The following is a 24,021-nucleotide window of genomic DNA, read 5'->3' on the forward strand; positions in this document are numbered from 1 at the left end:
TTATTTCAAAGTTAGGTTTAGTTCCACGGAAAAATTTATCTCATCCTCTTCAATCGTTAATACGTGTTTTTTAGGGTATAATAATTCCAATCGACGTTTGACATTCTTCAACCCAATTCCAGAACTAGGGTCCTTAAATACTTGCTCCTCTTTCCCCTTTTTATTCTTCACAAGAAAATATAATCCATGTTCTGTCGTCTCAAGAGTCACATAGATAAAAGGTTTATCTACTATGCCCACACCGTGTTTTACCGCATTTTCTACAAAAGGGATCAATAACATGGGCTCAATCATATGCCCAGCACCATCTCCTTTCACTAAAAAATTAAAATCAACATTACCGTCAAAACGCATTTTCTGGAGGTCAATATAATTCTCCAAATACGCTAATTCATTCGTCAAGGGAACCATTGTTTGGTCTGAATCATATAACATGTAGCGCATCAATGAGGATAAGCGCATCGTTACATCCTCCGCTTTTTCAGAGGCTTTAGTCCGTATCAAATAGACAATACTATTCAAAATGTTAAAGATAAAGTGAGGACTAATCTGAGAGCGTAAAAAAGCTAATTCAGATTTCAATTGCTCACTTTTCTGTTCTTCCTTATTCGCATCTTGTTCTAAAAACTCTAGCAATAAACCATAAGCAGAAGCGATGGCGGACACCATGATGAGCGGGAATACCCCCAAAATCTCTGGGGCTGTACCGTGTTCATGCTCAAATTCCAAAAACAAGTGATGAAACAACGATTGTAGTAAAAAGAAGCCCACATTAGTGACTATCAAAACGGCGAAAAACACCCAAATTCCTTTCTTCTTAAATACAAATGGAATCAGCACCAACGTGATTACATAGAATAAGGGCATCACCGTCATTAATTCCAACCAGATATGTTCTGAAAATTCCGGATTATCGTGAGGATGCGGATGAGCAACTTCATGCGTTTGATGAACTGGGCTTAATAAAGGTAGACCAATCCACATTCCCCAAAGAATCAGGTTAAACAACACCTGAAAGGTGCGCTTGGTTTTCCGATAATTAATTGCCTGCCACATACAACGATGATTTTTACAAATCTAGCCAATTAAGGGGAATCCTCCTCCACTCTACATCGATAGAATAGGTCCTTTAATCTTCTAATAATGCCTTTGTATCTAAATGGCATTATTGAAACGGGATAATTCGTACATTCGTAAAAAAATTAAAGACATGAAACATTCCATTCGCCTTATATTCTTGCTGTTCATTGGCTTTCAATCATTTGGCCAAGAAACCTTAATTAAAATCAGAAAAGACACCTCCTCTCAGATGAAAACTCTTTTCAAGCCTCATAAATTAACATCTATCGGTATTTCACTTCAATCTCAAGTCCTTTTTGGCAAAGAAGGTCCAGAACGTGGGATGGGCTTACAAGTACATTTAAACAACAAATTATCCCTAGGTATCGCCTCGTTCAATTCTATGCCTCGCCGCAATGATCGTAATGGGATGATGGGTACAGATGATCGTCAACGCTTCAATGCTTTAACTATCGAAGTAACGCCTATGGCAAACAAAGTATTCCATTTAAGCTTTCCTCTAGCGATAGGTCGCATACAAGAAGAAATGCCAAAGAATGATAATATTGCCTATCCTGCTTATGTTCCTCAACCTGGAACGAAAAGGAGAATGAATAGAAATGATAGGAGAGAGAATGGCACTTTGGGTGTACAGCCAGGAATTAATCTTGAAGTCAATGTATTCAAATACGTGAAAGTGTTCGGTGGGGCTAATTACCGCTTCGCTTTTGGTGAAGAAAAAACACCAGGAATGTCAAGAGCAGCTGGAACACTTGGGGTGAAGGTGGGGGTTTTTAACAAACGCATTCGCTCCGCGAATGCTCACTAGATAATAGAGTAGAGATTATAGAGTATAGATTTAAAGCATAGAGCACAAATTAGATTATAGATAATAGAGTAGAGAGTATAGATATAAAGCACAAAGAACAAAGTCGGAATCCGCTGCGCGGATACGTATGTGAAATGTGTTGCTTGTAATCATTAAAAAAGGGAACCCGAAGGTTCCCTTTTTTAATACAAACTTTATTCTTTGTGCTTTAAATGGTAGAGAATTTTTGATTTTGTCATTCAGAAAATATCGCGTAGCGCATTTTGGAATGACAAAATTAAAAATTCCTTTCACCGGCTTCGCGTTTTCCCAATAACACCGCACCCACCATTGCCACAAAGAACAAGATGGACACCAGCTCGAAAGGCAATAAGTATTCGGAATATAAGACTTTACCCAAGGTTTCCACCATACCTGTTTGGGAAACAAATCCTGTTGCACGAGGCGGAACCATATTGTTTTGACGCACTAAAGCAATTAAAACCACTAATAAGGAGCCTGCCACTACAGAGCCAGCCAGCTTCGTTAGGTTGGATTTAGATTCCGGTTGGTTTTTGCGCAGATCAAACATCATGATCACGAATAGGAATAAAACCATGATGGCTCCAGCGTAAACGATGATGTTTACTGCCATCAAGAACTGGGCATTTAACAGTACGTAGTGACCTGAAATGCAAAAGAAAGTAAACACTAAGTACAAGACTGAGTGAATCGGGTTCTTCGCTAAAACGACCATGAGGGCGCTAAGTAAAGTTAAACCTGAAAGAAAATACCAAATATTAGAAATCTCCATAAGAATTTATTTCCAGCCCTCACGCAAATAGCGTTGGTCCATTTTTTCAACTAATTTATCTTTCCCGTAAATCACCTCATCGCGGCTGTTGAATACAGGAACCATTTGATCGTGGCGTAAGAAGATCGCCTCTTTAGGACAAGCCTCCTCGCAAAGACCACAGAAAATGCAACGAAGCATGTTGATCTCGTATACTTTGGCATACTTCTCTTCCCGGTACAATTTCTCTTCACCCTTCTTGCGCTCTTCAGCGACCATCGAGATGGCCTCCGCTGGACAAGCCACGGCACAAAGACCACAAGCCGTACAACGTTCTGCCCCTTGCTCATCCTTCTTCAAGATGTGCTGACCACGGTAAATCGGACCTAAATAACGTGTTTGCTCTGGGTAACGAATGGTCACCGTTTTAGAGAAAAAGTGCTTTAACGTGGTCGCCATACCCCCTACGATGGCAGGAAGATACATACGTTCCGCTAAAGTCATTTCGCCTTGCTCGACTACCTTCGTTCGGTTACTTAATTTCATATCGCTATGCTAATTTTTTCTTCACAAATAATTGATCGTACACCACGATACCTGCGATGAAAACAACCACTCCACCGATTCCAATCAGAATCTGTTGATCTAATAAAACGCCTAATCCAGTTACTACGATATTGAACATCGCTAATGGAATTAAGCCTGACCAGCCTAAGCCCATTAATTGATCGTAGCGGAAACGAGGTAAAGTCCAGCGCACCCACATAAAGATGAATACGAAGGCCAAAGCCTTTCCAATCAAGGCGCCTGCTCCGATCAATGTAGCTGCCGTAGCACCTAATTGAGCCGTCACAAAATCAATACCTGGATAATCGTAACCGCCAAAATAAAGCGTAGCCATTACTGCTCCCGAAATAAACATATTGATATATTCCGCGAACAAATAAAAGCCTAATTTCATAGAAGAGTATTCCGTGTGATATCCACCAATTAATTCAGTCTCACACTCCGGTAAGTCAAATGGCGTACGGTTACACTCCGCAAAGGCACAAATTAAGAAGATAATAAAGCCCATCGGTTGGTACAAGATGTTCCAATGACCATTTTGCTGAGCCTCCACAATTGCCTTCGTTGAAAGAGATCCTGTCATCATCAAAATCGCGATGATCGAAAGACCCATCGCTAATTCATAGGAGATATTTTGGGAAGCAGCACGAATCGCGCCTAATAAAGAATACTTGTTATTAGATGCCCAGCCACCGATCAAGATGCCATAAACACCAAGAGAAACAATTCCGAATACCCAAAGAATACCGATATTCACATCGATACCTTGCAAGTCAAACGTTACGTCACCCATCGTGATGGTATCCCCAAAAGGAACCACTGCCGAGGTCATCAACGCCGTCAACATGGACAAACAAGGACCCATTATGAACAACCATTTGTTCGAGTTTGCTGGAATGAAATCCTCCTTCATGAACATCTTCACCGCATCCGCTAAAGGCTGCAAAATACCAAAAGGACCCGCACGATCTGGACCAATACGGTCTTGCATGAAAGCCGCGATCTTACGCTCGAAATACGTTGAATAAGCTGCGACACCTAAGGTGATCAAGAAGATGACCCCAATGAAGGAAGCTTTGGCAATAAAAACTGAATTAAATAAGTCCATCTATTTCTTTTTAGATTTAGGTAAAGCAGGTTGAATGCCTAAAAAACTACGGTCACGATCGTCATTGATTTGCTTGTAATCGCGCGCCGCCTGTAACACTGGGAACGCTGGCTTAATCAAATTCGCACCATATTTATTCGCTGAAATCACCGAATGACGAGACACATTGGTCGGTCCTTCGATCACCCAATCAGACGTCTTTTTCTTGTCAAAACGACAGCCATTACAAATGAAATCAGTTACTTCACCCCACATGTTCTTACGACCCGTTATACGAATTACTTCCTCCCCTTTGTACCAAATTGTCGCTTTACCCGAGCATTTCTCACACTCGCAATGCGCATCTACTGGCTTCGAGAACCAAACACGGCTCTTGAAACGGTAGGTTTTGTCTGTCAAAGCGCCCACCGGACACACATCAATTACGTTACCAGAGAAGTCGTTATCAATCGCTTTTTCGATATAGGTACTAATTTCTGCGTGATCACCACGATTCATAACACCGTGAACACGGCCATCCGTGATTTGATCCGCTGTATATACGCAACGGTAGCACAAGATGCAACGGTTCATGTGTAATTGAATATTGGGACCTAAATCCGTCGGCTCGAATGTATTACGCTCTTCTACTGTACGCGTCGATGAAACACCGTGCTCGAACGAGAAGTCTTGCAAGTGACATTCACCGGCTTGGTCACACACGGGGCAATCCAATGGGTGATTTAATAACAAGAATTCTACAATGCCCTTGCGTGTTTCTAACACGTCTTCATTCACCGTATTTTCTACGATCATCCCGTCTTGAACGGCTGTTATGCAGGCTGGAACTAATTTAGGCATGGGACGAGGATCTTTTTCTGAACCCGCCGTCACCTTCACTAAACAAGCACGGCATTTTCCACCTGAACCTTTCAAAGGCTCATAATAGCACATAGCTGGCGGAGCAACCTCAGGCCCGATCATGCGAGCTGCCTGCATAATGGTGGTTCCTGGTTCTACCTCAAGGGTGATATTATCTATCGTAACTTTCATATTCGTTAATTTCTGCCAAATTATTTTGTCCAACTAGCCCCCTTGCGCATAAATACCGCGCCTGGTTTTGTCGCTAATTCTGGGTGTTCAATATGCCACTCGAACTCATCGCGGAAATGGCGAATCGCCGCAGCCACTGGCCAAGACGCCGCATCCCCTAATGGACAAATCGTATTTCCTTCAATTTTCTTCGCTACATCGACTAACAAATCGATGTCTTCTTTGCGGCCTTGACCGTGCTCGATGCGGTTTAATACCTTGTCCATCCAACCTGTACCTTCGCGGCATGGAGAACATTGTCCACATGACTCGTGGTGGTAGAACTTCGCAAATGTCAAGGTATTATGAACGATACAAGCTGTCTCATCCATCACCACAAAACCACCAGAACCTAACATCGTACCGGTAGCAAAACCACCATCCGATAAAGATTCATAAGTCATCAAACGCTTCTCTCCAGCTGCAGTGGTTAAGATTAACTCGGCTGGCAAGATAGGCACAGACGAACCACCGGCCACGACTGCTTTTAATTTATGTCCATCGCGAATACCGCCGCACCATTCATCCGAATAGATGAAATCTTCGACCGTAATCCCTAATGGGATCTCATAAACACCTGGTTTCTTAATGTGACCAGAAGCCGAGATTAATTTCGTTCCTGTACTACGTCCTACACCGATCGCTGCATACGCATCGCCTCCGTTATTCACGATCCACGAAGTGGCCGCGATAGATTCTACGTTATTCACTACCGTAGGACATTGCCATAAACCTTTCACCGCTGGGAAAGGTGGCTTATTACGAGGATTACCTCTTTTACCCTCTAAAGATTCTAATAAAGCGGTTTCTTCTCCACAGATATAAGCTCCACCACCCGGTTGAACAAATAGATCAAGATCGTAACCTGAACCTAAGATATTCTTTCCTAATAATCCTTTATCATACGCCTCTTGAATGGCTTTTTCTAAAATAGCAATCACATACATTAACTCACCACGTACGTAGATGTAGGAGGTGTTTGCTCCTAATGCAAACGAAGAAACAATCATTCCTTCGATCAAGGTATGTGGGGATTTCCACATCAAATAGTGGTCCTTGAACGTACCAGGCTCTGATTCGTCGGCATTACACACTAAATAACGAGGTACCCCCTCTGGTTTCGCTAAGAATGACCACTTCATGCCCATTGGGAAACCTGCGCCTCCACGACCACGAAGACCTGACTTCTTCACCTCTTCAGTTACCTCGTCAGGGGTCATTTTCTTAAGTGCTTTTTTGACCGCTGAATACCCACCATGTTTCATAAACACGTCTATCGTGTCGATGTTAGGTACGTCTATATGTTCGGTTAATATCTTCATCCTAGGCCTTATTTGCTCAATTCATCTATAATTTCATCCACCTTCTCGTTCGTTAGGTGCATGTAGTATTTTTCGCGGATTTGGAATACAGGACCCCATCCACAAGCGGCTAAACACTCCACTTCTTTGATGGTAAACTTGCCATCTTTGGTCGTTTCGCCCGTATTAATCTTCAAACGTTTCTTCAAGTGATCGTATACTTCCACACCACCCATTAAGCAACAAGGACCCGTCCGGCAATACTCAATCACATGTTCTCCTACCGGCTCTAAGTGGAACATCGTATAGAATGACGCTACCTCGTACACCTCGATCGGACTGATGTCCATTAGGGTCGCTACATAATCCATCACCTCTGGCGAGCACCACTTCCACTCAGCTTGCGCTAAGTGAAGGATCGGTAAAATGGCCGACTTCTGCTTCCCTTCCGGATAGCGGGTGATAATCTTTTTAACTAATTCCAGCGTTTCTGCTGGGAAAACAATCTTGCTCATGTCTTAAGTATCTAACTCTCCTGCAATTACGTTCATCGATGACATCGTTACGATCGCATCTGAAAGGGTGGTTCCCTTGATCATCTCTGGGAAAGCCTGGTAATATATAAATCCGGGACGACGGAATTTCAAACGGTAGGGCGTACGACCTCCGTCAGAAACCAAGTGGAAACCTAATTCCCCGTTTCCGCCTTCTACTGAATGGTAAACTTCTCCTACCGGTGCATCGATCTCTCCCATCACAATTTTGAAGTGGTAGATCAAGGCCTCCATATTATGGTAGACGTCTTGCTTATCTGGTAAATAATAATGCGGCGCATCTGCGTGGTATGGACCTTCCGGAAGGTTGTCCATCGCCTGTTGGATGATGCGCAAACTTTGCCACATCTCCTCTTCCCGCACTAAGAAACGATCATACGTATCGCCTTTTGTACCTACCGGCACATCGAATTCAAAATCTTCGTAAGATGAATAAGGATTCAATGAACGGACATCGTAATCCACACCCGCCGCACGTAAATTAGGACCTGTAAATCCGTAGTTCAAAGCGCGTTCGGCAGAAATCCCGCCCACGTTTTGGGTACGGTCCATGAAGATACGGTTACGCATCACCATGCCTTCGAATTCCTTCAAAGCCGCTGGTAGTTCTTTTAATAATTTTTGGATTTTTTCGATTGCTACAGGCGTGAAATCACGCTCCATACCACCAAAACGACCCATATTCGTCGTCAGACGTGCACCGCACATCTCCTCATAAATCTCGTAGATGAACTCTCTCCATTGGTATACATACAAGAAACCCGTTAAGGCTCCGGTGTCTACCGCTAAGATGGAATTACACACAATGTGATCCGTTAGACGTGCCAGTTCCATCATGATCACACGCATGTATTGCGCGCGCTTCGGAACTTCGATGCCTAACAATTTTTCTACCGTCATGTGCCAGCCCATATTGTTAATAGGAGCTGAACAGTAGTTCATGCGGTCTGTTAAAGTCGTGATTTGATAGAAAGGACGACGTTCTGCGATTTTCTCAAAGGCCCGGTGGATATAACCCACGGTTTGCTCCGCATCAACGATCGTTTCTCCGTCCATCGTTAAGATATTTTGGAAGATACCGTGTGTCGCTGGGTGCGTAGGACCTAAGTTTAACGTAGATAATTCATTCACATAAGGTCCCCCTTTTTGTGTTTTATCTAATCCTACATTAGGGCTGTTTACTAAAGCTATATCAGACATGTCTATTTATTATCGTCCAAACAATTCATCAATCTTATCGTGACGCGTCGCATCCTCTAGCGGATATTCTTTACGCATCGGGTGGTAATCCATCTCGTCCATATTTAGGATACGGGTCAAATTAGGGTGACCTTCAAAGATGATACCATAAAAATCAAACGCCTCGCGCTCCATCCAGTTAGCCGTAGCAAAAAGGCCGGTGATCGTAGGGAAAATAGGCGCTTCGATAGGCGCATAGGCCTTAATCCAAAGACGCACGTTGTTTTCCAAAGAATGTAAGTGGTAGATCACTCCTAATTCCTGACCTTTGGCCTCCGGAAAATGAATTCCAGCCAAATCCGTCAAAAATTGAAACTTAAATACTGGGTGTGCATACAAGAAGTGGATCATCGGAACGATATTCTCTACTTCCGTGGTCACCTGCAAAATGCCATGTGACTCCCCTATTCCATACACACCCTCCTCACCAAACTGCGCTAGAAGCGCTTCTATTATCTTATCGTTCATATTTATTCGATTCCGTAAGAAGCTAATAAAGCTTTGTATTCTGGTTCGTTACGTCTGCGTGTAGTTTCCTTCTTCGCTAATTCTTGGATCTGCATAAAACCATCCAAAATTTGCTCCGGACGTGGTGGGCAACCTGGCACATAAACATCCACTGGGATAATACGGTCAATTCCTTGTAGAACAGAATACGTATCAAAAATACCTCCAGAACAAGCACAAGCCCCTACCGATAATACCCAACGTGGCTCAGCCATTTGGAGATATACCTGTTTTACAACCGGTGCCATCTTCTTAGAGATGGTTCCCATCACCATCAAAACGTCCGCTTGACGGGCAGAGAAACTTAAACGCTCCGCACCAAAACGTCCGATATCATAATGGGATGCCATCGTAGACATAAACTCAATACCGCAGCATGAAGTCGCGAATGGTAAAGGCCAAAGTGAATTAGCGCGCGCTAAACCCACTAAACTATCTAAAGACGTAGCGAAAAAACCAGCTCCCTCTACTCCTGGAGGCGCTTCAGCTACTTGAACTGTTGAATCACTCATTATTTCTCCCACTTTAAAATTCCTTTTTTCAATACGTACAAAAAGCCTACTAGAAGCAAGCCCATAAATACTAACATCTCATAAAATCCATTCCAAGACAATTCTTTAAAATTCACTGCCCATGGATACATGAAGACGATTTCTATATCGAATAGCACAAAAAGAATGGCTACTAGAAAATACTTAACTGAGATAGGGGTACGCGCATCACCAATCGATTCAATCCCACATTCGAAAGTATCATCTTTCGCTTTAGAATGTCTTTTAGGACCTAATGCGTGAGTGGCTAACATCGTAGCGACGATAAATGCCAAAGCAGCTGCTAGCTGAACAAAAATAGGAAGAAAATCCTGAGGTTGATAGTTCATTACGAAGGCTTAAAATTCAAGCCGCAATTTACAGCTAAAAATCTAAATCTGAGAGAAAAATTCAGAAAAGGATTGAAATATTTGAGAAATTTCGTGTAATTTTGTCCTGCAAATAAGGGCACTCATTCAACACCCGGTTCAAATTATTTGCTATGCTTGATTCCACCAAATTTCTTTTTGAAGCCTTAACGTACGACGACGTACTTTTGCTTCCCGCTTATTCCGAGGTTTTGCCCCGCGAAGTAAGTACTTCCTCTCGCCTTACGCGTAACATTTGGTTAAACATTCCGATTGTTTCCGCTGCGATGGACACCGTTACGGAAGCCGATTTAGCTATCGCCTTGGCGCAAGAAGGTGGCATCGGAATCATCCACAAGAACATGACAATTGCGCAGCAAGCGGCACAAGTTCGGAAGGTAAAGCGTTCTGAGTCAGGCATGATCATCGATCCTGTGACCTTGAAAGACAACTCTACTTTAGGTGATGCACAACGCATCATGAAGGAATTCAAGATCGGAGGTATCCCAGTGATTGATAACGATGGTCGCTTGGTGGGAATTTTGACGAACCGTGATTTACGTTTCCAAAAGCAAACCGCCCGTCCTGTGAATGAGATCATGACGAAGGATAATTTGATTACGGCCAAAGAAGGAATCAGCATGGAAGAGGCCGAAAGCATTTTGCAAGAATACAAAATCGAAAAATTACCGATCATCGACCAGAATGGAAAGTTGATTGGTTTAATTACTTACAAGGATATATTAAAACGCAAGTCACACCCTTTGGCATCGAAAGATTCCCTAGGCCGCCTTCGCGTAGGTGCCGCCGTAGGTGTAACGCCTGATTTATTAGACCGCGTGCAAGCCTTAGTGCAAGTAGGCGTCGATGTTATCAGTATCGATACCGCGCACGGTCACTCGAAAGGTGTTATTGATGCCTTGAAATCAGTAAAGAAAGCATTCCCTACCTTGGATGTGATCGTGGGTAACATCGCGACAGGCGATGCGGCTGTTGCCTTAGCGGAAGCAGGAGCAGATGCGGTGAAAGTGGGTGTAGGTCCAGGAAGTATTTGCACCACCCGTATCATTGCAGGTGTGGGTATGCCGCAATTGACAGCCGTTTATGAAGCGGCCAAAGCTTTACAAAAATACGATGTCCCAGTCATTGCTGACGGAGGTATTCGGTATTCAGGTGATGTGGCCAAAGCCATCGCAGGCGGCGCTAGCACCGTCATGATTGGTTCTCTTCTAGCTGGAACAGACGAAGCACCAGGTGAGATGATCATTTTAGAAGGACGTAAATTCAAATCATACCGTGGAATGGGCTCTTTAGAGGCTATGGAAGACGGATCGAAAGACCGCTATTTCCAAGACGCGGAAGACGATATCAAAAAGTTAGTTCCGGAAGGAATCGTAGGTCGCGTACCGTTCAAAGGTTCGGTAACGGAGATTTTATACCAAATGGTCGGTGGACTAAAAGCCGGCATGGGTTATTGTGGAGCTTCTTCAATCGAAGCGATGCAACAAGCGAAGTTCGTGAAAATCACTTCAGCCGGTGTGAAAGAAAGTCACCCACACGATGTGAGCATCTCGAAAGAAGCGCCTAACTATTCGGCGAAATAAGATTTTAGCTTATTCATAGAAAAAGCCTCGTTCATCGCGAGGCTTTTTTTATTTATAATTCTGAATCGTATCCACAAAACACTGGACCTTGTCTGGGTCAATGTCCGGATAAACTCCATGACCAAGATTAGCAATGTAACGCTGCGTCCCAAATTGGTCAATCATCTTCTTAGTCTCCGCTTCCACCGTCTTGAAATCACCATATAAGGCACAAGGATCTAAATTTCCTTGTAAAGTCTTGTTAGGTCCCACTAAACGACGTGATTCTGCAATATCCATATTCCAATCCAAACCAATCGTCGCACAATTAAGTGCAGCCATTTCCTCGCGAGCGAAGAAAGCTCCTTTGGCAAAAAGTGTCACCGGAACTTCCGTCACTGCATCACAAATTTGCTTTAAATAAGGAGTTGAAAACACCGAATACTGCGCTGGCGATAAAATTCCCGCCCATGAATCAAAAATCTGAACTAAATTAGCCCCAGCCGCCACCTGCGCCTTCAAATACGAAATCGTAGAATCCGTAATCTTTTGCAACAAAGCGTGCGCTAACTCAGGCTCAGCATATAACATCTTTTTGGCCTGCGAAAACGTCTTCGACCCTTTTCCCTCCACCATATAACAGAAAATCGTGAAAGGTGCACCGGCAAATCCAATTAAAGGCACCTTGCCAGCCAATTCCTTCTTCACGATCTTAATCGCATCTAACACATACTTCAAATCCTGTTCCGGATTCGCGTCCCGAATCTTCGCCAAATCCGCCTTCGACCGAATCACCTCCGGAAAAATCGGACCCTTCTGCTCCTCCATCAAATACGGTAAACCCATCGCCTCCGGCACCACCAAAATATCCGAAAAGATAATCGCCGCATCCACACCAAAACGCGTCACCGGCTGAATCGTCACCTCCGCCGCCATTTCTGGATGCGTCGCTAGACCAATAAATGAACCCGCTTTCGCCCTTACAGCTCTATATTCTGGTAAAATCCTCCCTGCCTGACGCATCACCCAAACCGGGATTCGCTCCACAGGTAAACCCTGCGCGGCACGAAGAAGTAGATCGTTTTGTAGTTTTTCCATATCTGACGCAAAGTTAAGGGAAAATAGTCCGAAGGGAAAGAGTCCGAAGGGAAAAAGTCCGAAGGCGATTAGTCCGGAGGAAGGGAGTCCGGAGTCCGGAGGAAAAGAGTCAGGAAGGAATTAGAGATATTTTACTTCGTTTCGGTTCAGCGACCGCGATAGTCCGTTAAGCATTTTTGAAATTTCAATTAGTTGATAATTACAATCATTGTATTCATCGGTTGAAATATAGTTTAATTTTAAAGCTAAATAATTCATAGATCGTACTTCACTCGCTGAACCTAATGCGATAAATAAAAATCTTTTAAACTCTTTGTCTGAACTTCTATCAAATCCTTCTGCAATATTATTAGCAATAGAGACGGAGGCCCTTTGGATTTGATTTTTAAAACCCCAATCTAAATTTTTTGCGTACAATCTATATATTAATACAGATTGATTAATAGATTTTTGCCAAACAAGTAAATCCTCAAACCTAGAAACTCGCATAAGTTTATTCCCTAAACGATTTTTAGATTATCTATTGTATCAGTAATCTGATAAACCCCTAAGGACTTCTGACTAATCCCCTCCGGACTTCGGACTACCTCCTTTCGGACTCCCTCCCTCCGGACTTCTGACTATTTTCCTTACCTTTGTCCCTCATCATCACCCGCCCTATGGCTCAGATTAACGCTAAATTCGTTACCAGTAACACCGACTTTAAGAATTGCCCTCCGGCAAAATATCCTGAATTTGCCTTTATTGGTCGCTCCAATGTGGGAAAATCATCGTTGATTAATTCGTTGACCTTTCATAAAGGTTTAGCGAAAACATCGCAGACACCTGGAAAAACGCAATTAATTAATCACTTCATCATTGATGAGAAGTGGTATTTAGTGGATTTACCGGGTTATGGTTTTGCCAAAGTCAGTAAGGAGAAAAGGAAGGAGTTTGAGAAAATGATCTTTGATTACTTGATTCATCGGGAGAATTTGACCTGTTTGTTTGTGTTAGTGGATATTCGTTTGAAGCCTCAGGCAGTGGATATTGAATTTATGAGCCGCATGGTCGAGGATGAAATTCCGTTTTATATTGTGTTTACGAAAGCAGATAAATTGTCCCAAAAGCAAGTAAATGAGAGTGTTGAGGTGTATAAAAACTTCCTTTTAGACATGTGGGATGAACTGCCTCCCCTTTTTATTACATCGGCTGAGAAGCATGTGGGTCGGGAGGAAATTTTGGCCTCTATTAACGAATTAATTCAAACATCTCCTTACAGAATAGGGAAATAGTACTATTTTTGCCCCCATAACAAGCTAAATAACATGGATTTATTGAATGAAGTTGCCCATATCTCGGGAAAAAGTGGATTATACAAAGTGTTAAAACCGACGCGTACGGGTGTGATTGTGGAGACTTTGGACGCCGCAAAACAAAAATCAGTGGTAGGTGGACAAACACGTATTTCTGTGTTAAAAGACATCTCATTGTATTTAGATGATCACCAAGATAGCACGTTACCTTTAGCAGATTTGTTCTTGCAAATCCACGCTAAATTCAATGGCGTTTTACCTATCGAAGCAAAAAAAGCGAGTGATGCTGAATTATTTAGCACCTTGGCTACGGTTGTTGCTAACTATGATACAGACCGCGTATTCGCGTCAGACATCAAAAAAATATTAAGCTGGTACTTAATTTTGGTAGCAAACGCGCCTGAGTTATTTCCTGTAGCAGCGAAAGTTGAAAAGGCTCCTAAGGCAGAAAAAGCTGCTCCAGCTGAAAAAGCAGAAAAGAAGCCCGCTGCGAAGAAAGCTGCAAAATAAACCACATGCAAATTCGGCCCATCGAACACGGAGACAATGAAGCACTGGCGAAGGTAATTCGTACAGCATTGGCGGAATTTGGGGCGAATAAACCAGGAACGGTCTATTTTGACCCTACCACAGATGCTTTGTATGAATTGTTTCGTACCCCAGGCTCATTTTATTACGTTGCCACAATAGACGAAGTGGTTGTGGGTGGATGTGGGATCTACCCTACAGATAATTTACCGGACGGAACGTGTGAACTCGTTAAGCTATATGTTTCGAAAGAAGCAAGAGGAACCGGCTTAGGTAAGCAACTGATGGAGAAATCGTTGAGTTGGGCTAAAGATAACGCGTACACCCAAGTCTACTTAGAATCAATGCCAGAACTTGAAAAAGCGGTTTCGATCTATGAAAAGGTAGGCTTCAAGCCACTTGAGAGTCCCTTGGGAAATAGTGGACATTGCGGTTGCGATATCTGGATGCTAAAAGCCTTATAAATAAAAAAGCCCTCGATTATCTCGAGGGCTTTTTTTATGCTAATTGATCAATTATTTCAACGAGTTAATGTACTTCGCTAATTTAACTGCATCCTCTTTAGGCACGGTCATTGGCGCCATTGGAGGATATCCTGGCCAGTTAGATGGCTGTGGCTTTCCTATTAAAGCAACAATCTTATCTACTGAATATTTCTTCTTAGCCACATCTTTATAAGCTGGACCCACTAAACGTGTGTCTACTTTATGACATGCAAAACAAGTATACTTAGTCATTAAAGGCTTGATATCTGCTGGAAAATCTTCTGCTTTTGCTTGAAAGCCCAAAGCCATTGTTCCGAACACGAAAGTTAAAATAAGGTTTATTCTGTTTTTCATAAGAGGTATTTGATTTTAATGCTACAAATTAAGGGATTAAAGCGCTATAATCCCAATTTATTTTGCCTGAATTACATCTACTGCATTTCTAACACTGCCATGTTTTTCCAAAAGTTCCGCTGCTAACTCATCACTTACACCCGTAGCTTCGCGAACCATTCGAATGGCACGTAAGACTAATTTGTGATTACTTAACTGCATATCCACCATTTTGTTCCCTCTTACACGACCCAATTGAATCATGACGGCGGTGGATAACATGTTTAATACGAGTTTTTGGGCTGTTCCAGACTTCATTCGGGTACTTCCTGTAACATACTCAGGACCTACCACCACTTCGATAGGATATTTTGCTTCTGCTGCTACAGGACTTCCTGCGTTACAAACGATACATCCAGTCAAAATTCCGCGTGCATTCGCATCGCGTAAACCTCCAATCACGTAGGGTGTTCTTCCTGATGCCGCAATTCCTACTACCGTATCTAGTTCGTCGATACCATAGGCCTCCATATCAAGCCAAGCTTGTTTTTCATCATCTTCCGCATTCTCTACCGCTTTGCGAATCGCAGAATCGCCGCCTGCAATTAAGCCAATAACCCAGTCATGAGGAACGCCATAAGTAGGTGGGCATTCAGATGCATCCACCACGCCTAAGCGACCAGAAGTTCCGGCACCGATGTAAAAAAGACGACCGCCTTGCTTCATTCGCTTGACGATTTCATGCACTAAAGCCTCAATCGAGGGAATTACTTTCTCCACCGCTAAGGGGACTGTTTTGTCCTCCACGTTAATTTGACGCAAAATCGTATCTACCGATTGCTGCTCTAAATTGTCATACGTAGAGGTAGATTCTGTTGCTAAAGCACTTAAATTTTCCCCCATATTATTTCGATAATGATGCGAAGTTTTGGAAGAAATGAGGAATCGTTTCTATCCCTTTGTAAAAATTAAATAGCCCATAATGCTCATTAGGCGAGTGAATGGCGTCTGAATCTAAGCCAAAGCCCATCAAAATTGACTTGATCCCTAATTCCTTTTCGAACAAGGCTACAATCGGAATACTTCCTCCTCCACGGGTGGGCACCGGTAGTTTCCCAAACGTAGTAGCCATCGCATCCGATGCAGCCTGAAAAGCAATGCTATCCGTAGGCATCAAATAACCTTCTCCACCATGATGAGCTGTCACTTTTACCTTTACGCCTTTAGGTGCTATCGCTTTAAAGTGTTCTGTAAATAAACGAGTAATTTCAGCAGAAGACTGATTAGGCACTAGTCGCATAGAGATTTTGGCATAAGCCTTCGACGGTAAAACCGTCTTCGCTCCTTCGCCTGTATATCCTCCCCAAATCCCATTTACATCTAGCGTAGGGCGAATGGATGCCCGCTCAATGGTAGTAAATCCTTTTTCGCCGTAAACGGTATCAATGCCTAAATCTTTTTGGTAAGCCTCTAAATCAAAAGGTGTCTGTGCCATCGCTGCTCTATCTGCCGCACTCACCTCCATCACCCCATCGTAAAAACCTGGGATGGTGATGTGATTGAATTCATCGTGCATCGAGGAAATCATTTGGCATAAAATATTAATTGGATTAGCTACAGCACCGCCATACACACCTGAATGTAAATCTCGGTTCGGGCCCTGCACTTCCACTTCCATATAACTCAATCCGCGTAAACCCACATCAATGGACGGAATGTCATTTGCAATAATGGCCGTATCCGAAATCAAGATCACATCTGCCTTTAGCAAGTCTTTATTTGCTTCAACGAAGTTGCCTAAATTATCCGACCCCACTTCTTCCTCCCCCTCTATCATGAATTTCACATTACAAGCTAGCTGACCCGAGGCTAACATCGCTTCAAATGCTTTCAAATGCATAAAGACCTGACCTTTATCGTCACAAGCTCCCCGTGCATAAATCACGTCGTCTTTAAGCACTGGTTCAAAGGGAGGATTATCCCAAAGCTCCAAAGGATCCGCGGGTTGCACATCATAATGCCCATAGACTAAGACCGTAGGCGCTGAAGGATCCACCATTTTCTCCCCATATACAATCGGATAACCTGGGGTTTCTTCTAATCTCACCTGATCTGCTCCGGCCTGACGCAAATTATTCGCTACCCATTCAGCGGCCTTACGCACATCACCAGCGTAGGCTGGATCTGCTGAAATCGAAGGAATACGTAATAAGTCTAATAGCTCCGCTAAAAACCGATCCTTTTGAGCGGCAATAAATTCGTGTGTTGATTGCATAATAAATGAAGATAGAAAGGCTATAAACGTCCTTTTCGGGGAATAAGATACATCCGATTTTCCGTTCCTGAAATGATTCGTCCAATATTTTTACGGTGTGTAAAAATCACTAAAAAGGAAATAATAAATCCAAAATAAATCAAAATCGGCAATTCCTTCCCAAATACCCCAAATTGAAGTAGTAATGGAAAGACTAATGAGGTGATCATCGAACCTAAAGAAACATAATGTGAAATCGCAAAAACGACTAAGAAAACAAGGCTACTTGCAAATGCCGCTTGAGGATGTAAAGCTATAACCATCCCTAAGGTGGTTGCTACTCCTTTTCCCCCTTTGAAATCACAGAAGACAGGTAATAAATGACCAATAATGGCTAAGAAACCGAACAATATCTTTAAGGTCACACACGATTCCCAATCCACTAATCCGAATGTATAAAGTACAGTCGCCAAACTAGCTGCAGCAAAACCCTTTAAGGAATCCACAAATAAAACGATTGAACCCGCTTTTTTACCCAATACGCGAAACGTGTTGGTTGCCCCTGCGTTACCACTTCCATGCTGACGTATATCGATGCCATGGTAGCGAGCTGCATACCAAATCGCTGTAGGTATAGAGCCTAACAGGTAGCTTAGTATTGATAGGCCCACAAGTATGAATAGCATATTTAGAATGGTTGTAACCGTGTAAATATAGGTCGACGAGTTTATGAAATCAAATAGAGTAAAAACATTCTTGAAATGTTTAAACTTTCATCTTTATAATGTTCTAAAAAGAGAAATTAACTGAAGCCATCAATCTAAATCGTTGCGGATTTCCATGATCTAAATAGGTCAAGCGATGAAAGGCTTGAATACGTAATATCTTGAAAATGTTATCGATACCATAACCAACTTCAGCAAAAGGCTTGTTCGGATCTAATGAATCAAAGGTATATTGATCGAGGAATTTTGAGCGCAAAGGACTATTTACATCTTTCATGATATCGCGATTGGCAGATCGTTGACTACCCATCAAGATATTTCCTGAAGCGATTAAACGCCATTTCAATTTCTTAATTAAAGGGATACGGTTAAACAATAATCCATCAAAATTATGATTGTATTGAATAGAAGCATATTGATCGCTCACAAATTCAAAATAATTCATGGTTGAATAAGCGGAACGTATAAAGAAGAAAGTTTCATTCCCTAAATGCGGGAATAATAGCGGAGCAGGTAAATTAGACGGTGTATAGCCTGCTGATAAAGTATAATCAGAACGACCTATGGAACCTAAGCGGAAGGTCTGGTAGGCTTTCAAGGTCACGCGGTCATACGTAAAATCTCCACCCAAGAAACCTTTAAATCCATGCTGGTATTTCAATGTAATGACGGGTATACGCTTCGTCGCTAAGGTAATCCGCTCATTTCCATTCATGATGAATGTCTCGTTTTTAGCGAATCGTATCTCCAGTGTGGCAAAAGTCTCCTGAAAATAATCCTGAACGGCAGATTCCCTCCCTAATTCCGGATTTAAACGGTATTGAAAACGAAATAAAGGATCAAATGAGCGAGTATTCAAAGAAGTTGTTACCGTCAAACCTTTGGAAAGCTCAGTGGAAAAAAAGGCTTCTGATTCGCGTCGAAAGAAAGCCCCTGAAAAAGCTCCCCATCGCGTGAAAACATAGAATAATTTGTTGTCACCAATTAATTCCGGAGTTAAACCTACACGCTCTAAATCATAAGAATGTCTGATTCCAGCCACCGTCCACTTCTTTTTAGAGAAGATGTAATTTACCTCTGCTGAATATTTGGGCACTAAATCTTTTGTCCCAAAACCCACATTGCCTCGTAAAATCCAATGTTTATCAAAGTTAGTGTTTGTTCTAAAACCTAATCGAAACCGAGCACCTTCCACTTTATTGATGGCAAAACTTGAAACATAAGGGCCTACCTCAATATCATTAAACTTCTTATATCCACTCAAAATAATCTCGGCAATTTCCACATAAGTTCGAACAATAGGAAGATTCTGCACTGAATCAATTAATGCCGATGCCATCAAATCTTGCGTGCTTAGTGGTTCATGCCGCGCATATTTCCAAAATTCTGGATTAGGTTGCATCGCGTCCTCAGCTACCTCGGTAGTTAAATCATAAAAGCCTAATTCATGAGGTTTATTGACGACAAAATCTTTATTAGAGATATACATCTTCAATAACATCCCCGCGCTACCTTTGGTTATTTCTTCCAAGTCGATTAGGAATCGAGTTCTTGCCGGTAACCAAGACCCTGAGCTAGTTTGTTCTAAATCCTGAGAGATCTTTATCTTATCAATGAAATTTAAATTAGCTCCTTTCTCTACAGTCGCATCGATTTGTACCAAAGCAAAGGAAGTCGTATCTATCCACATTTGGCCCCTGAAAACCAAGTCCATCGGATTTTTAGGATCGAAATCCATCTGATAGCACACATGGCCATCCACATTCACTGTATCCCCTAAAAAGAAGCTATAATTACCTTTCCAGTTATCTCCAATAGGACTTGCAAAATCCTTTCCAAAAAAGCCAACATAGTTTTGATAGAAATTATAATTAGCCACTAAATTCCCCCCCACTAGTTGTGAAATTAAGGAGCCATCCTTAACACCGACTCCTTTAATATTAGTCTTGGTTATTATCTCCTTTTTTCGTTGTGGACTCTCTAAATAATAAAACTTCCCTACAGATTCTGAGATATAAGTAGGAATAACTAGCTTTCCATCCTCTCCAGCTATTTTTTCAAATTTCTTAATAGCCTGAGCAATGTCTTTCATTACTTTTTTTTCCTTGAATTTCTCCGAGATATTATCTACATCGAGTTCCATCTTCGCATAGGAATCATATTCGTATGCGGTGAGCTTAGAACGATCGTTCTTTTCACGGTTGCGAACAACGCCACGCAGAATTTTAAAGGCAGGATTTTCACCCGAATAGACAATTACCTCCGCCATTTCGCGTCCAGTCGGTTCTAACTGGAAGTCTATTTCCTGTAATTTAGCCCCACGCGTTATTTTCTTGACGCGCTTTTTATACCCTACGAAGGAGGCAAAAAGACTATCGGCAGAATATTTTGAATTTAACGTAAACTCGCCTTGAAAATTAGTGGTAGCTCCTTGACTTACCCCTACTAAACCCACTGAAGCAAATGGAATTGGGTCACCATTCTTCGCATCCGAAACGCGTCCTTTGATCACAAATTGACCAAAAGAGGGTATAGCCGTTAAGTAAAAGAAAAACGACAGCAATAAGCTGATTTTCAATTTCATTGTGGGGATTTAGTATGCAAACACTACAAAAATAGCAAGCTAGGCCAATATTCTGCTATTCGTCGGCACATTTCTGTGTTTCGTCTAGGTAATTAATGAATTTCTCCAAAGCACGAGCTCTGTGTGCAATCAGGTTTTTTTCGGCTAAGCTCATTTCGGCAAAAGTACGTGTCTCGTATTCAGGTTGAAAAACAGGATCGTAACCAAAACCCTGAGTTCCCCGAGGTGCCTCTACAATGTTACCTTGAATCTCCCCTTCAAAGGAAGAGTAAGTACCAATAGCGTAATAGGTCAATACTGTCACAAAACGTGCTCGCCGATTCGCTTTTCCAGTAAGGTTAGTAAGGAGTAATTGAAGATTCGCTTGATCGTCCTTCGGTTCTCCGGCGTAGCGAGCGGAATAGACGCCAGGCGCTCCACCTAGTGCCTCTACCTCTAAACCGGAATCGTCAGCTAAACAAGTAACTTGAAATTTTTCCGCAATATATCGGGCTTTTTGAAGCGAGTTTTCCGCAAGTGTTTTCCCTGTTTCAGGAATCTCTTCTGTAAGCGATAGAGTGCTTAAATCACGAATTTCGAAATTATCTTTCAACAAAGCGCTCAGTTCTTCTACTTTGTGCCTGTTTTGGGTAGCTAAATAGAGAACAGGGAGCATTATTGCACGGAAACTACTTCAATTTCAAAGTATAATGGAGAATAGCCTGGTATCGTGGCATTACCATTCGCACCATAGGCGATGCTACTTGGTAATATAACTTTCGCCGTCTCATTTAATTTCATTTTTAAGACAGCCTCTTCAAAACCTTTAATCACCTGATTCGTACCCGTAATAAATGTAAATTGACCCTCACCAAACTTAGAATCAAAAACTAATTTATTGGTAGTCGCGTCTACTTTTACCGTTCCATAGCCTAATCGACCTAGGTATTTTACGGTCACCGTTTTACCCGTGCTTATAGCCGGTTCAGTGGTTGATTCAAGGGTTTTCTCAAAAACCATACCAGAGCTTGTAATTTCTGGTTTTTTAAAACCATATAGGTTTTTCATGTCTGTAATCTGTTCTGTTTCAGTACGAATAGAGACAACTTCTACTTCTGCTCTAAGTGACGCATTGGCAGGAACGTTTCCAATTGAAATAGATCCAAAAGCTAAGCTTGAAGGCAATAAAAAAGTTCCCTTGTCCCCTTGCTTCATCAATTGAATCATGGGAGTAAATATGCTTTGAGAAACTCCATAAACGACGGATTTAAACTGCTTATCAGGTGCATTAGTCGAGTCAATTAAGGTACCATCAAGCAGATAAAGTTTATAGTTTAACGTGACTAAATCAGTAGTAACAGGTACTTTAGTCACTCCGGATGGCTTAATGGAATAGTACATCCCATCTGCCGTCTTCAACATATTCACTAATTTAGCTTGAGTGATATAGTTTTGAATTTCTGCTTCGTCATTTAGTTGCTCTTGTTCGGCAACATTTTCAACGGAACAACTAGATAAAACCACGAAAAATGAAAAAATGAAAAAGATATACTTCAACATACTTATTGAATTTTAGCGATATAAACTTCGAAAAATAAAGGAGTGTTTCCAGGAATACTAGCATTACCCGCAGCTCCATATCCTAATGAGGATGGAAAAATAAGGACTGCTTTTTCTCCTAGACGCATTTTCTCAATACCTTTTTGGAAGCCTTTAACTGTTTCTGTTCCACCGATTGTTACACTTAAACTATCCGAACGAGACATATTTCCGTCAAAAGCCTTGGTATTTAAGAAGCGCCCTGTGTATTTAACTTTTACGATTTTCCCTGATGCTGGAATGTCGCCAGTACCCGCCTTTAAGCGAATATAACGCAACCCATCCGTTTGGGCTTCCGTAACAGAATACTTATACTGTGTGATGAATTCACGTATCAAATCATCTTGCGTACGAACGACGTATGATTTCACCTTCACCAGTAGTGGGGTGTATGCAGGCAAATCAGGAAAAGCTTGCGCCGTTCCGGGTAAAATTAGGGTGGCTTGCTCTCCCTCTCGCAAGGCTGTCATTAAATTGACGAAAATTGGGTTTCCAAAACCATAGCGAAAGAAATAAGGAGAATTAGCCGCCCTATCTGTACTATCTAGCACCTTACCTGTTGCCAGGTTCGAGAACTCATAATGTACAAAAAGTGAGTCACCTTTGGACGCTAATTCTCCTGATGGATTCGACTTAGTAACAAAATAATAACCTCCATTCGCTAAAGCGGTTGGATTTTGGCTTTGAGAAGCAAAATAGGCTAAAATCTGTTTTTCATTTTCAGTCGCTTTCACGTCATCTTCATAGGCGATATCAGATAGACAGGAAAACGTAAAAAAAGCAATAAATAAGAATCCGAAAACTTTCATTCAATTATTTCTTAGACAATATTTCTAATTCAAATACTAAAATAGCATCTGCAGGAATACGGGGAGGTGCACCTTGAATACCATATCCTAAAGAAGAAGGAATAATAAACATTCCTTTACCCCCTTTTTTCAATAACATCATCGCTTCGTTAAATCCTGGAACTAATTGTCCCACTGGAGGTAGAGTGACAGCTGCCCCTTTATCAAATTCTTTACCATCTAAAAAAGAACCAATATAATTCACTTCCCATGATTCTCCCATTTTAGGACTTTCACCTGCACCTGGGTTAGAAATAGCCACATAAAGACCAGAGGCCGTTTTAGTGAACTTCTTACCTGTACTAGCGATAAATCCATCAATTGATTGAGAATCTTTACCCATTTGCTCAGCTGCTAACTTTTTCATTTCCTTCTCAAATTCTGCGCGTGTTTGCGATTTTTTGATTTTGACAATGAAACGAACATCTGTTCCGCGCTTCAAGAAAGGAGGAATCTGTTGTTGACCATCTTTGAATAAACTATCTACAGGAACGAAGATCGTAGCACTATCGCCAACGGCTAATAAACGTAAACCATTCTCAAATGAACCTTTAAATGTGCCTGGGATTGGCATAGGTGGCACTAAATCTTGCAAAGGCTTACCTTCTTTACGAGAATCCTTAATGACAGAATCAGCCTCATTTTTAATCACTAAATCAAACGTGATGATATCCCCTTCTTTTAAATTAGGAGCAGCGTCGTCATGTTCATGTTTTTGGATTTTAACACCCTCTATTACTTCGACTTTGTTACACGAAGCTAGTGCCAGTGCCGCTACAAATATTACTGCTAGTTGTTTACGCAT

At 41.9% G+C, this 24,021-nt stretch carries 27 protein-coding genes; 5 read left to right on the forward strand and 22 right to left on the reverse strand.

Going from position 1 to position 24,021, the window contains the following annotated elements; all coding sequences use genetic code 11:
- The gene (locus ACRZ9O_RS06400) at window positions 1–1,056 is read right to left on the reverse strand and encodes a sensor histidine kinase (RefSeq protein WP_459457478.1); all 1,056 of its coding nucleotides are present in this window, start codon (window positions 1,054–1,056) and stop codon (window positions 1–3) included.
- Between the two features lie 154 nt (window positions 1,057–1,210).
- On the opposite strand from ACRZ9O_RS06400, the gene ACRZ9O_RS06405 reads away from it, so the two are divergent.
- A complete protein-coding gene (locus ACRZ9O_RS06405) occupies window positions 1,211–1,888 on the forward strand; it encodes a hypothetical protein (protein WP_459457480.1) in 678 nt (225 codons plus the stop codon).
- A gap of 277 nt (window positions 1,889–2,165) precedes the next feature.
- Here the strand turns inward: ACRZ9O_RS06405 and ACRZ9O_RS06410 are convergent, their stop codons facing one another.
- From ACRZ9O_RS06410 to ACRZ9O_RS06455, 10 genes are read right to left on the reverse strand one after another with little or no spacing between them, the layout of a single operon-like run.
- Window positions 2,166–2,681, reverse strand: a complete 516-nt coding sequence (locus tag ACRZ9O_RS06410) for an NADH-quinone oxidoreductase subunit J family protein (RefSeq protein ID WP_459457482.1) — start codon at window positions 2,679–2,681, stop codon at window positions 2,166–2,168.
- Window positions 2,682–2,687: 6 nt separating this feature from the next.
- Window positions 2,688–3,206 carry a NuoI/complex I 23 kDa subunit family protein gene (locus ACRZ9O_RS06415; protein ID WP_459457484.1) on the reverse strand — a complete coding sequence of 173 codons (519 nt, stop codon included), beginning with the start codon at window positions 3,204–3,206 and terminating at the stop codon, window positions 2,688–2,690.
- A gap of 4 nt (window positions 3,207–3,210) precedes the next feature.
- A complete protein-coding gene (gene nuoH / locus ACRZ9O_RS06420; RefSeq protein ID WP_459457485.1) occupies window positions 3,211–4,335 on the reverse strand; it encodes an NADH-quinone oxidoreductase subunit NuoH in 1,125 nt (374 codons plus the stop codon).
- Entirely contained in the window at window positions 4,336–5,367 is a 1,032-nt protein-coding gene (locus ACRZ9O_RS06425; RefSeq protein ID WP_459457487.1) for an NADH-quinone oxidoreductase subunit G, read from the reverse strand.
- 20 nt (window positions 5,368–5,387) lie between these two features.
- Window positions 5,388–6,728 (reverse strand): NADH-quinone oxidoreductase subunit NuoF, encoded by a 1,341-nt coding sequence (nuoF, locus tag ACRZ9O_RS06430; RefSeq protein ID WP_459457489.1) that lies wholly within the window; start codon window positions 6,726–6,728, stop codon window positions 5,388–5,390.
- An 8-nt stretch (window positions 6,729–6,736) separates the two neighbouring features.
- The gene (locus tag ACRZ9O_RS06435; protein ID WP_459457491.1) at window positions 6,737–7,222 is read right to left on the reverse strand and encodes an NADH-quinone oxidoreductase subunit NuoE family protein; all 486 of its coding nucleotides are present in this window, start codon (window positions 7,220–7,222) and stop codon (window positions 6,737–6,739) included.
- 3 nt (window positions 7,223–7,225) lie between these two features.
- A complete protein-coding gene (locus tag ACRZ9O_RS06440) occupies window positions 7,226–8,461 on the reverse strand; it encodes an NADH-quinone oxidoreductase subunit D (protein WP_459457493.1) in 1,236 nt (411 codons plus the stop codon).
- A 9-nt stretch (window positions 8,462–8,470) separates the two neighbouring features.
- Complete coding sequence (locus ACRZ9O_RS06445; protein ID WP_459457495.1) at window positions 8,471–8,968, reverse strand: NADH-quinone oxidoreductase subunit C; 498 nt, start codon at window positions 8,966–8,968, stop codon at window positions 8,471–8,473.
- 2 nt (window positions 8,969–8,970) lie between these two features.
- The gene (locus ACRZ9O_RS06450; protein ID WP_459457496.1) at window positions 8,971–9,519 is read right to left on the reverse strand and encodes an NADH-quinone oxidoreductase subunit B; all 549 of its coding nucleotides are present in this window, start codon (window positions 9,517–9,519) and stop codon (window positions 8,971–8,973) included.
- Entirely contained in the window at window positions 9,519–9,887 is a 369-nt protein-coding gene (locus tag ACRZ9O_RS06455; RefSeq protein ID WP_395617049.1) for an NADH-quinone oxidoreductase subunit A, read from the reverse strand. The genes ACRZ9O_RS06450 and ACRZ9O_RS06455 overlap by 1 nt, the downstream gene beginning before the upstream one ends.
- Before the next feature lie 152 nt (window positions 9,888–10,039).
- Here ACRZ9O_RS06455 and guaB point away from each other — a divergent pair, with 152 nt between their 5' ends.
- Window positions 10,040–11,509: an IMP dehydrogenase gene (guaB, locus tag ACRZ9O_RS06460; RefSeq protein ID WP_459457499.1), complete on the forward strand. Its 1,470-nt coding sequence runs from the start codon at window positions 10,040–10,042 to the stop codon at window positions 11,507–11,509.
- 48 nt (window positions 11,510–11,557) lie between these two features.
- Here the strand turns inward: guaB and hemE are convergent, their stop codons facing one another.
- Both hemE and ACRZ9O_RS06470 read right to left on the reverse strand, forming a co-directional pair.
- Window positions 11,558–12,586 (reverse strand): uroporphyrinogen decarboxylase, encoded by a 1,029-nt coding sequence (gene hemE, locus ACRZ9O_RS06465; protein ID WP_459457501.1) that lies wholly within the window; start codon window positions 12,584–12,586, stop codon window positions 11,558–11,560.
- A gap of 120 nt (window positions 12,587–12,706) precedes the next feature.
- Window positions 12,707–13,075, reverse strand: a complete 369-nt coding sequence (locus ACRZ9O_RS06470) for a four helix bundle protein (protein ID WP_459457503.1) — start codon at window positions 13,073–13,075, stop codon at window positions 12,707–12,709.
- Between the two features lie 170 nt (window positions 13,076–13,245).
- Here ACRZ9O_RS06470 and yihA point away from each other — a divergent pair, with 170 nt between their 5' ends.
- The 3 genes from yihA to ACRZ9O_RS06485 are packed head-to-tail and all read left to right on the forward strand — an operon-like array spanning window position 13,246 to window position 14,873.
- Window positions 13,246–13,860, forward strand: a complete 615-nt coding sequence (gene yihA, locus ACRZ9O_RS06475) for a ribosome biogenesis GTP-binding protein YihA/YsxC (protein ID WP_459457505.1) — start codon at window positions 13,246–13,248, stop codon at window positions 13,858–13,860.
- A gap of 33 nt (window positions 13,861–13,893) precedes the next feature.
- A complete protein-coding gene (locus tag ACRZ9O_RS06480; protein WP_459457507.1) occupies window positions 13,894–14,391 on the forward strand; it encodes a DUF5606 family protein in 498 nt (165 codons plus the stop codon).
- 5 nt (window positions 14,392–14,396) lie between these two features.
- Window positions 14,397–14,873, forward strand: a complete 477-nt coding sequence (locus ACRZ9O_RS06485; protein WP_459457509.1) for a GNAT family N-acetyltransferase — start codon at window positions 14,397–14,399, stop codon at window positions 14,871–14,873.
- 51 nt (window positions 14,874–14,924) lie between these two features.
- Here ACRZ9O_RS06485 and ACRZ9O_RS06490 read toward each other — a convergent pair whose 3' ends face one another.
- The 9 genes from ACRZ9O_RS06490 to ACRZ9O_RS06530 all read right to left on the reverse strand — a co-directional run bounded on the left by ACRZ9O_RS06490 (window position 14,925) and on the right by ACRZ9O_RS06530 (window position 24,021).
- Window positions 14,925–15,248, reverse strand: a complete 324-nt coding sequence (locus tag ACRZ9O_RS06490; RefSeq protein WP_459457511.1) for a c-type cytochrome — start codon at window positions 15,246–15,248, stop codon at window positions 14,925–14,927.
- A gap of 57 nt (window positions 15,249–15,305) precedes the next feature.
- Window positions 15,306–16,130, reverse strand: coding sequence for an N-acetylmuramic acid 6-phosphate etherase (murQ, locus tag ACRZ9O_RS06495; RefSeq protein ID WP_459457513.1), 825 nt, complete (start codon window positions 16,128–16,130; stop codon window positions 15,306–15,308).
- 1 nt (window position 16,131) lies between these two features.
- Window positions 16,132–17,502, reverse strand: a complete 1,371-nt coding sequence (locus ACRZ9O_RS06500; protein ID WP_459457515.1) for a dipeptidase — start codon at window positions 17,500–17,502, stop codon at window positions 16,132–16,134.
- Window positions 17,503–17,522: 20 nt separating this feature from the next.
- Entirely contained in the window at window positions 17,523–18,167 is a 645-nt protein-coding gene (plsY, locus tag ACRZ9O_RS06505; protein ID WP_459457517.1) for a glycerol-3-phosphate 1-O-acyltransferase PlsY, read from the reverse strand.
- A 103-nt stretch (window positions 18,168–18,270) separates the two neighbouring features.
- Window positions 18,271–20,790, reverse strand: a complete 2,520-nt coding sequence (locus tag ACRZ9O_RS06510; RefSeq protein WP_459457519.1) for a DUF5686 and carboxypeptidase-like regulatory domain-containing protein — start codon at window positions 20,788–20,790, stop codon at window positions 18,271–18,273.
- Between the two features lie 55 nt (window positions 20,791–20,845).
- On the reverse strand, window positions 20,846–21,445 hold the full coding sequence (rdgB, locus tag ACRZ9O_RS06515) for an RdgB/HAM1 family non-canonical purine NTP pyrophosphatase (protein WP_459457521.1): 600 nt from the start codon (window positions 21,443–21,445) through the stop codon (window positions 20,846–20,848).
- A complete protein-coding gene (locus tag ACRZ9O_RS06520) occupies window positions 21,445–22,329 on the reverse strand; it encodes an FKBP-type peptidyl-prolyl cis-trans isomerase (RefSeq protein WP_459457523.1) in 885 nt (294 codons plus the stop codon). The genes rdgB and ACRZ9O_RS06520 overlap by 1 nt, the downstream gene beginning before the upstream one ends.
- Window positions 22,330–22,331: 2 nt before the next feature.
- Window positions 22,332–23,177: an FKBP-type peptidyl-prolyl cis-trans isomerase gene (locus ACRZ9O_RS06525; RefSeq protein WP_459457525.1), complete on the reverse strand. Its 846-nt coding sequence runs from the start codon at window positions 23,175–23,177 to the stop codon at window positions 22,332–22,334.
- 4 nt (window positions 23,178–23,181) lie between these two features.
- Window positions 23,182–24,021 (reverse strand): FKBP-type peptidyl-prolyl cis-trans isomerase, encoded by an 840-nt coding sequence (locus ACRZ9O_RS06530; RefSeq protein WP_459457527.1) that lies wholly within the window; start codon window positions 24,019–24,021, stop codon window positions 23,182–23,184.

It is taken from the genome of Aquirufa sp. HETE-40SA (genome assembly GCF_054558635.1).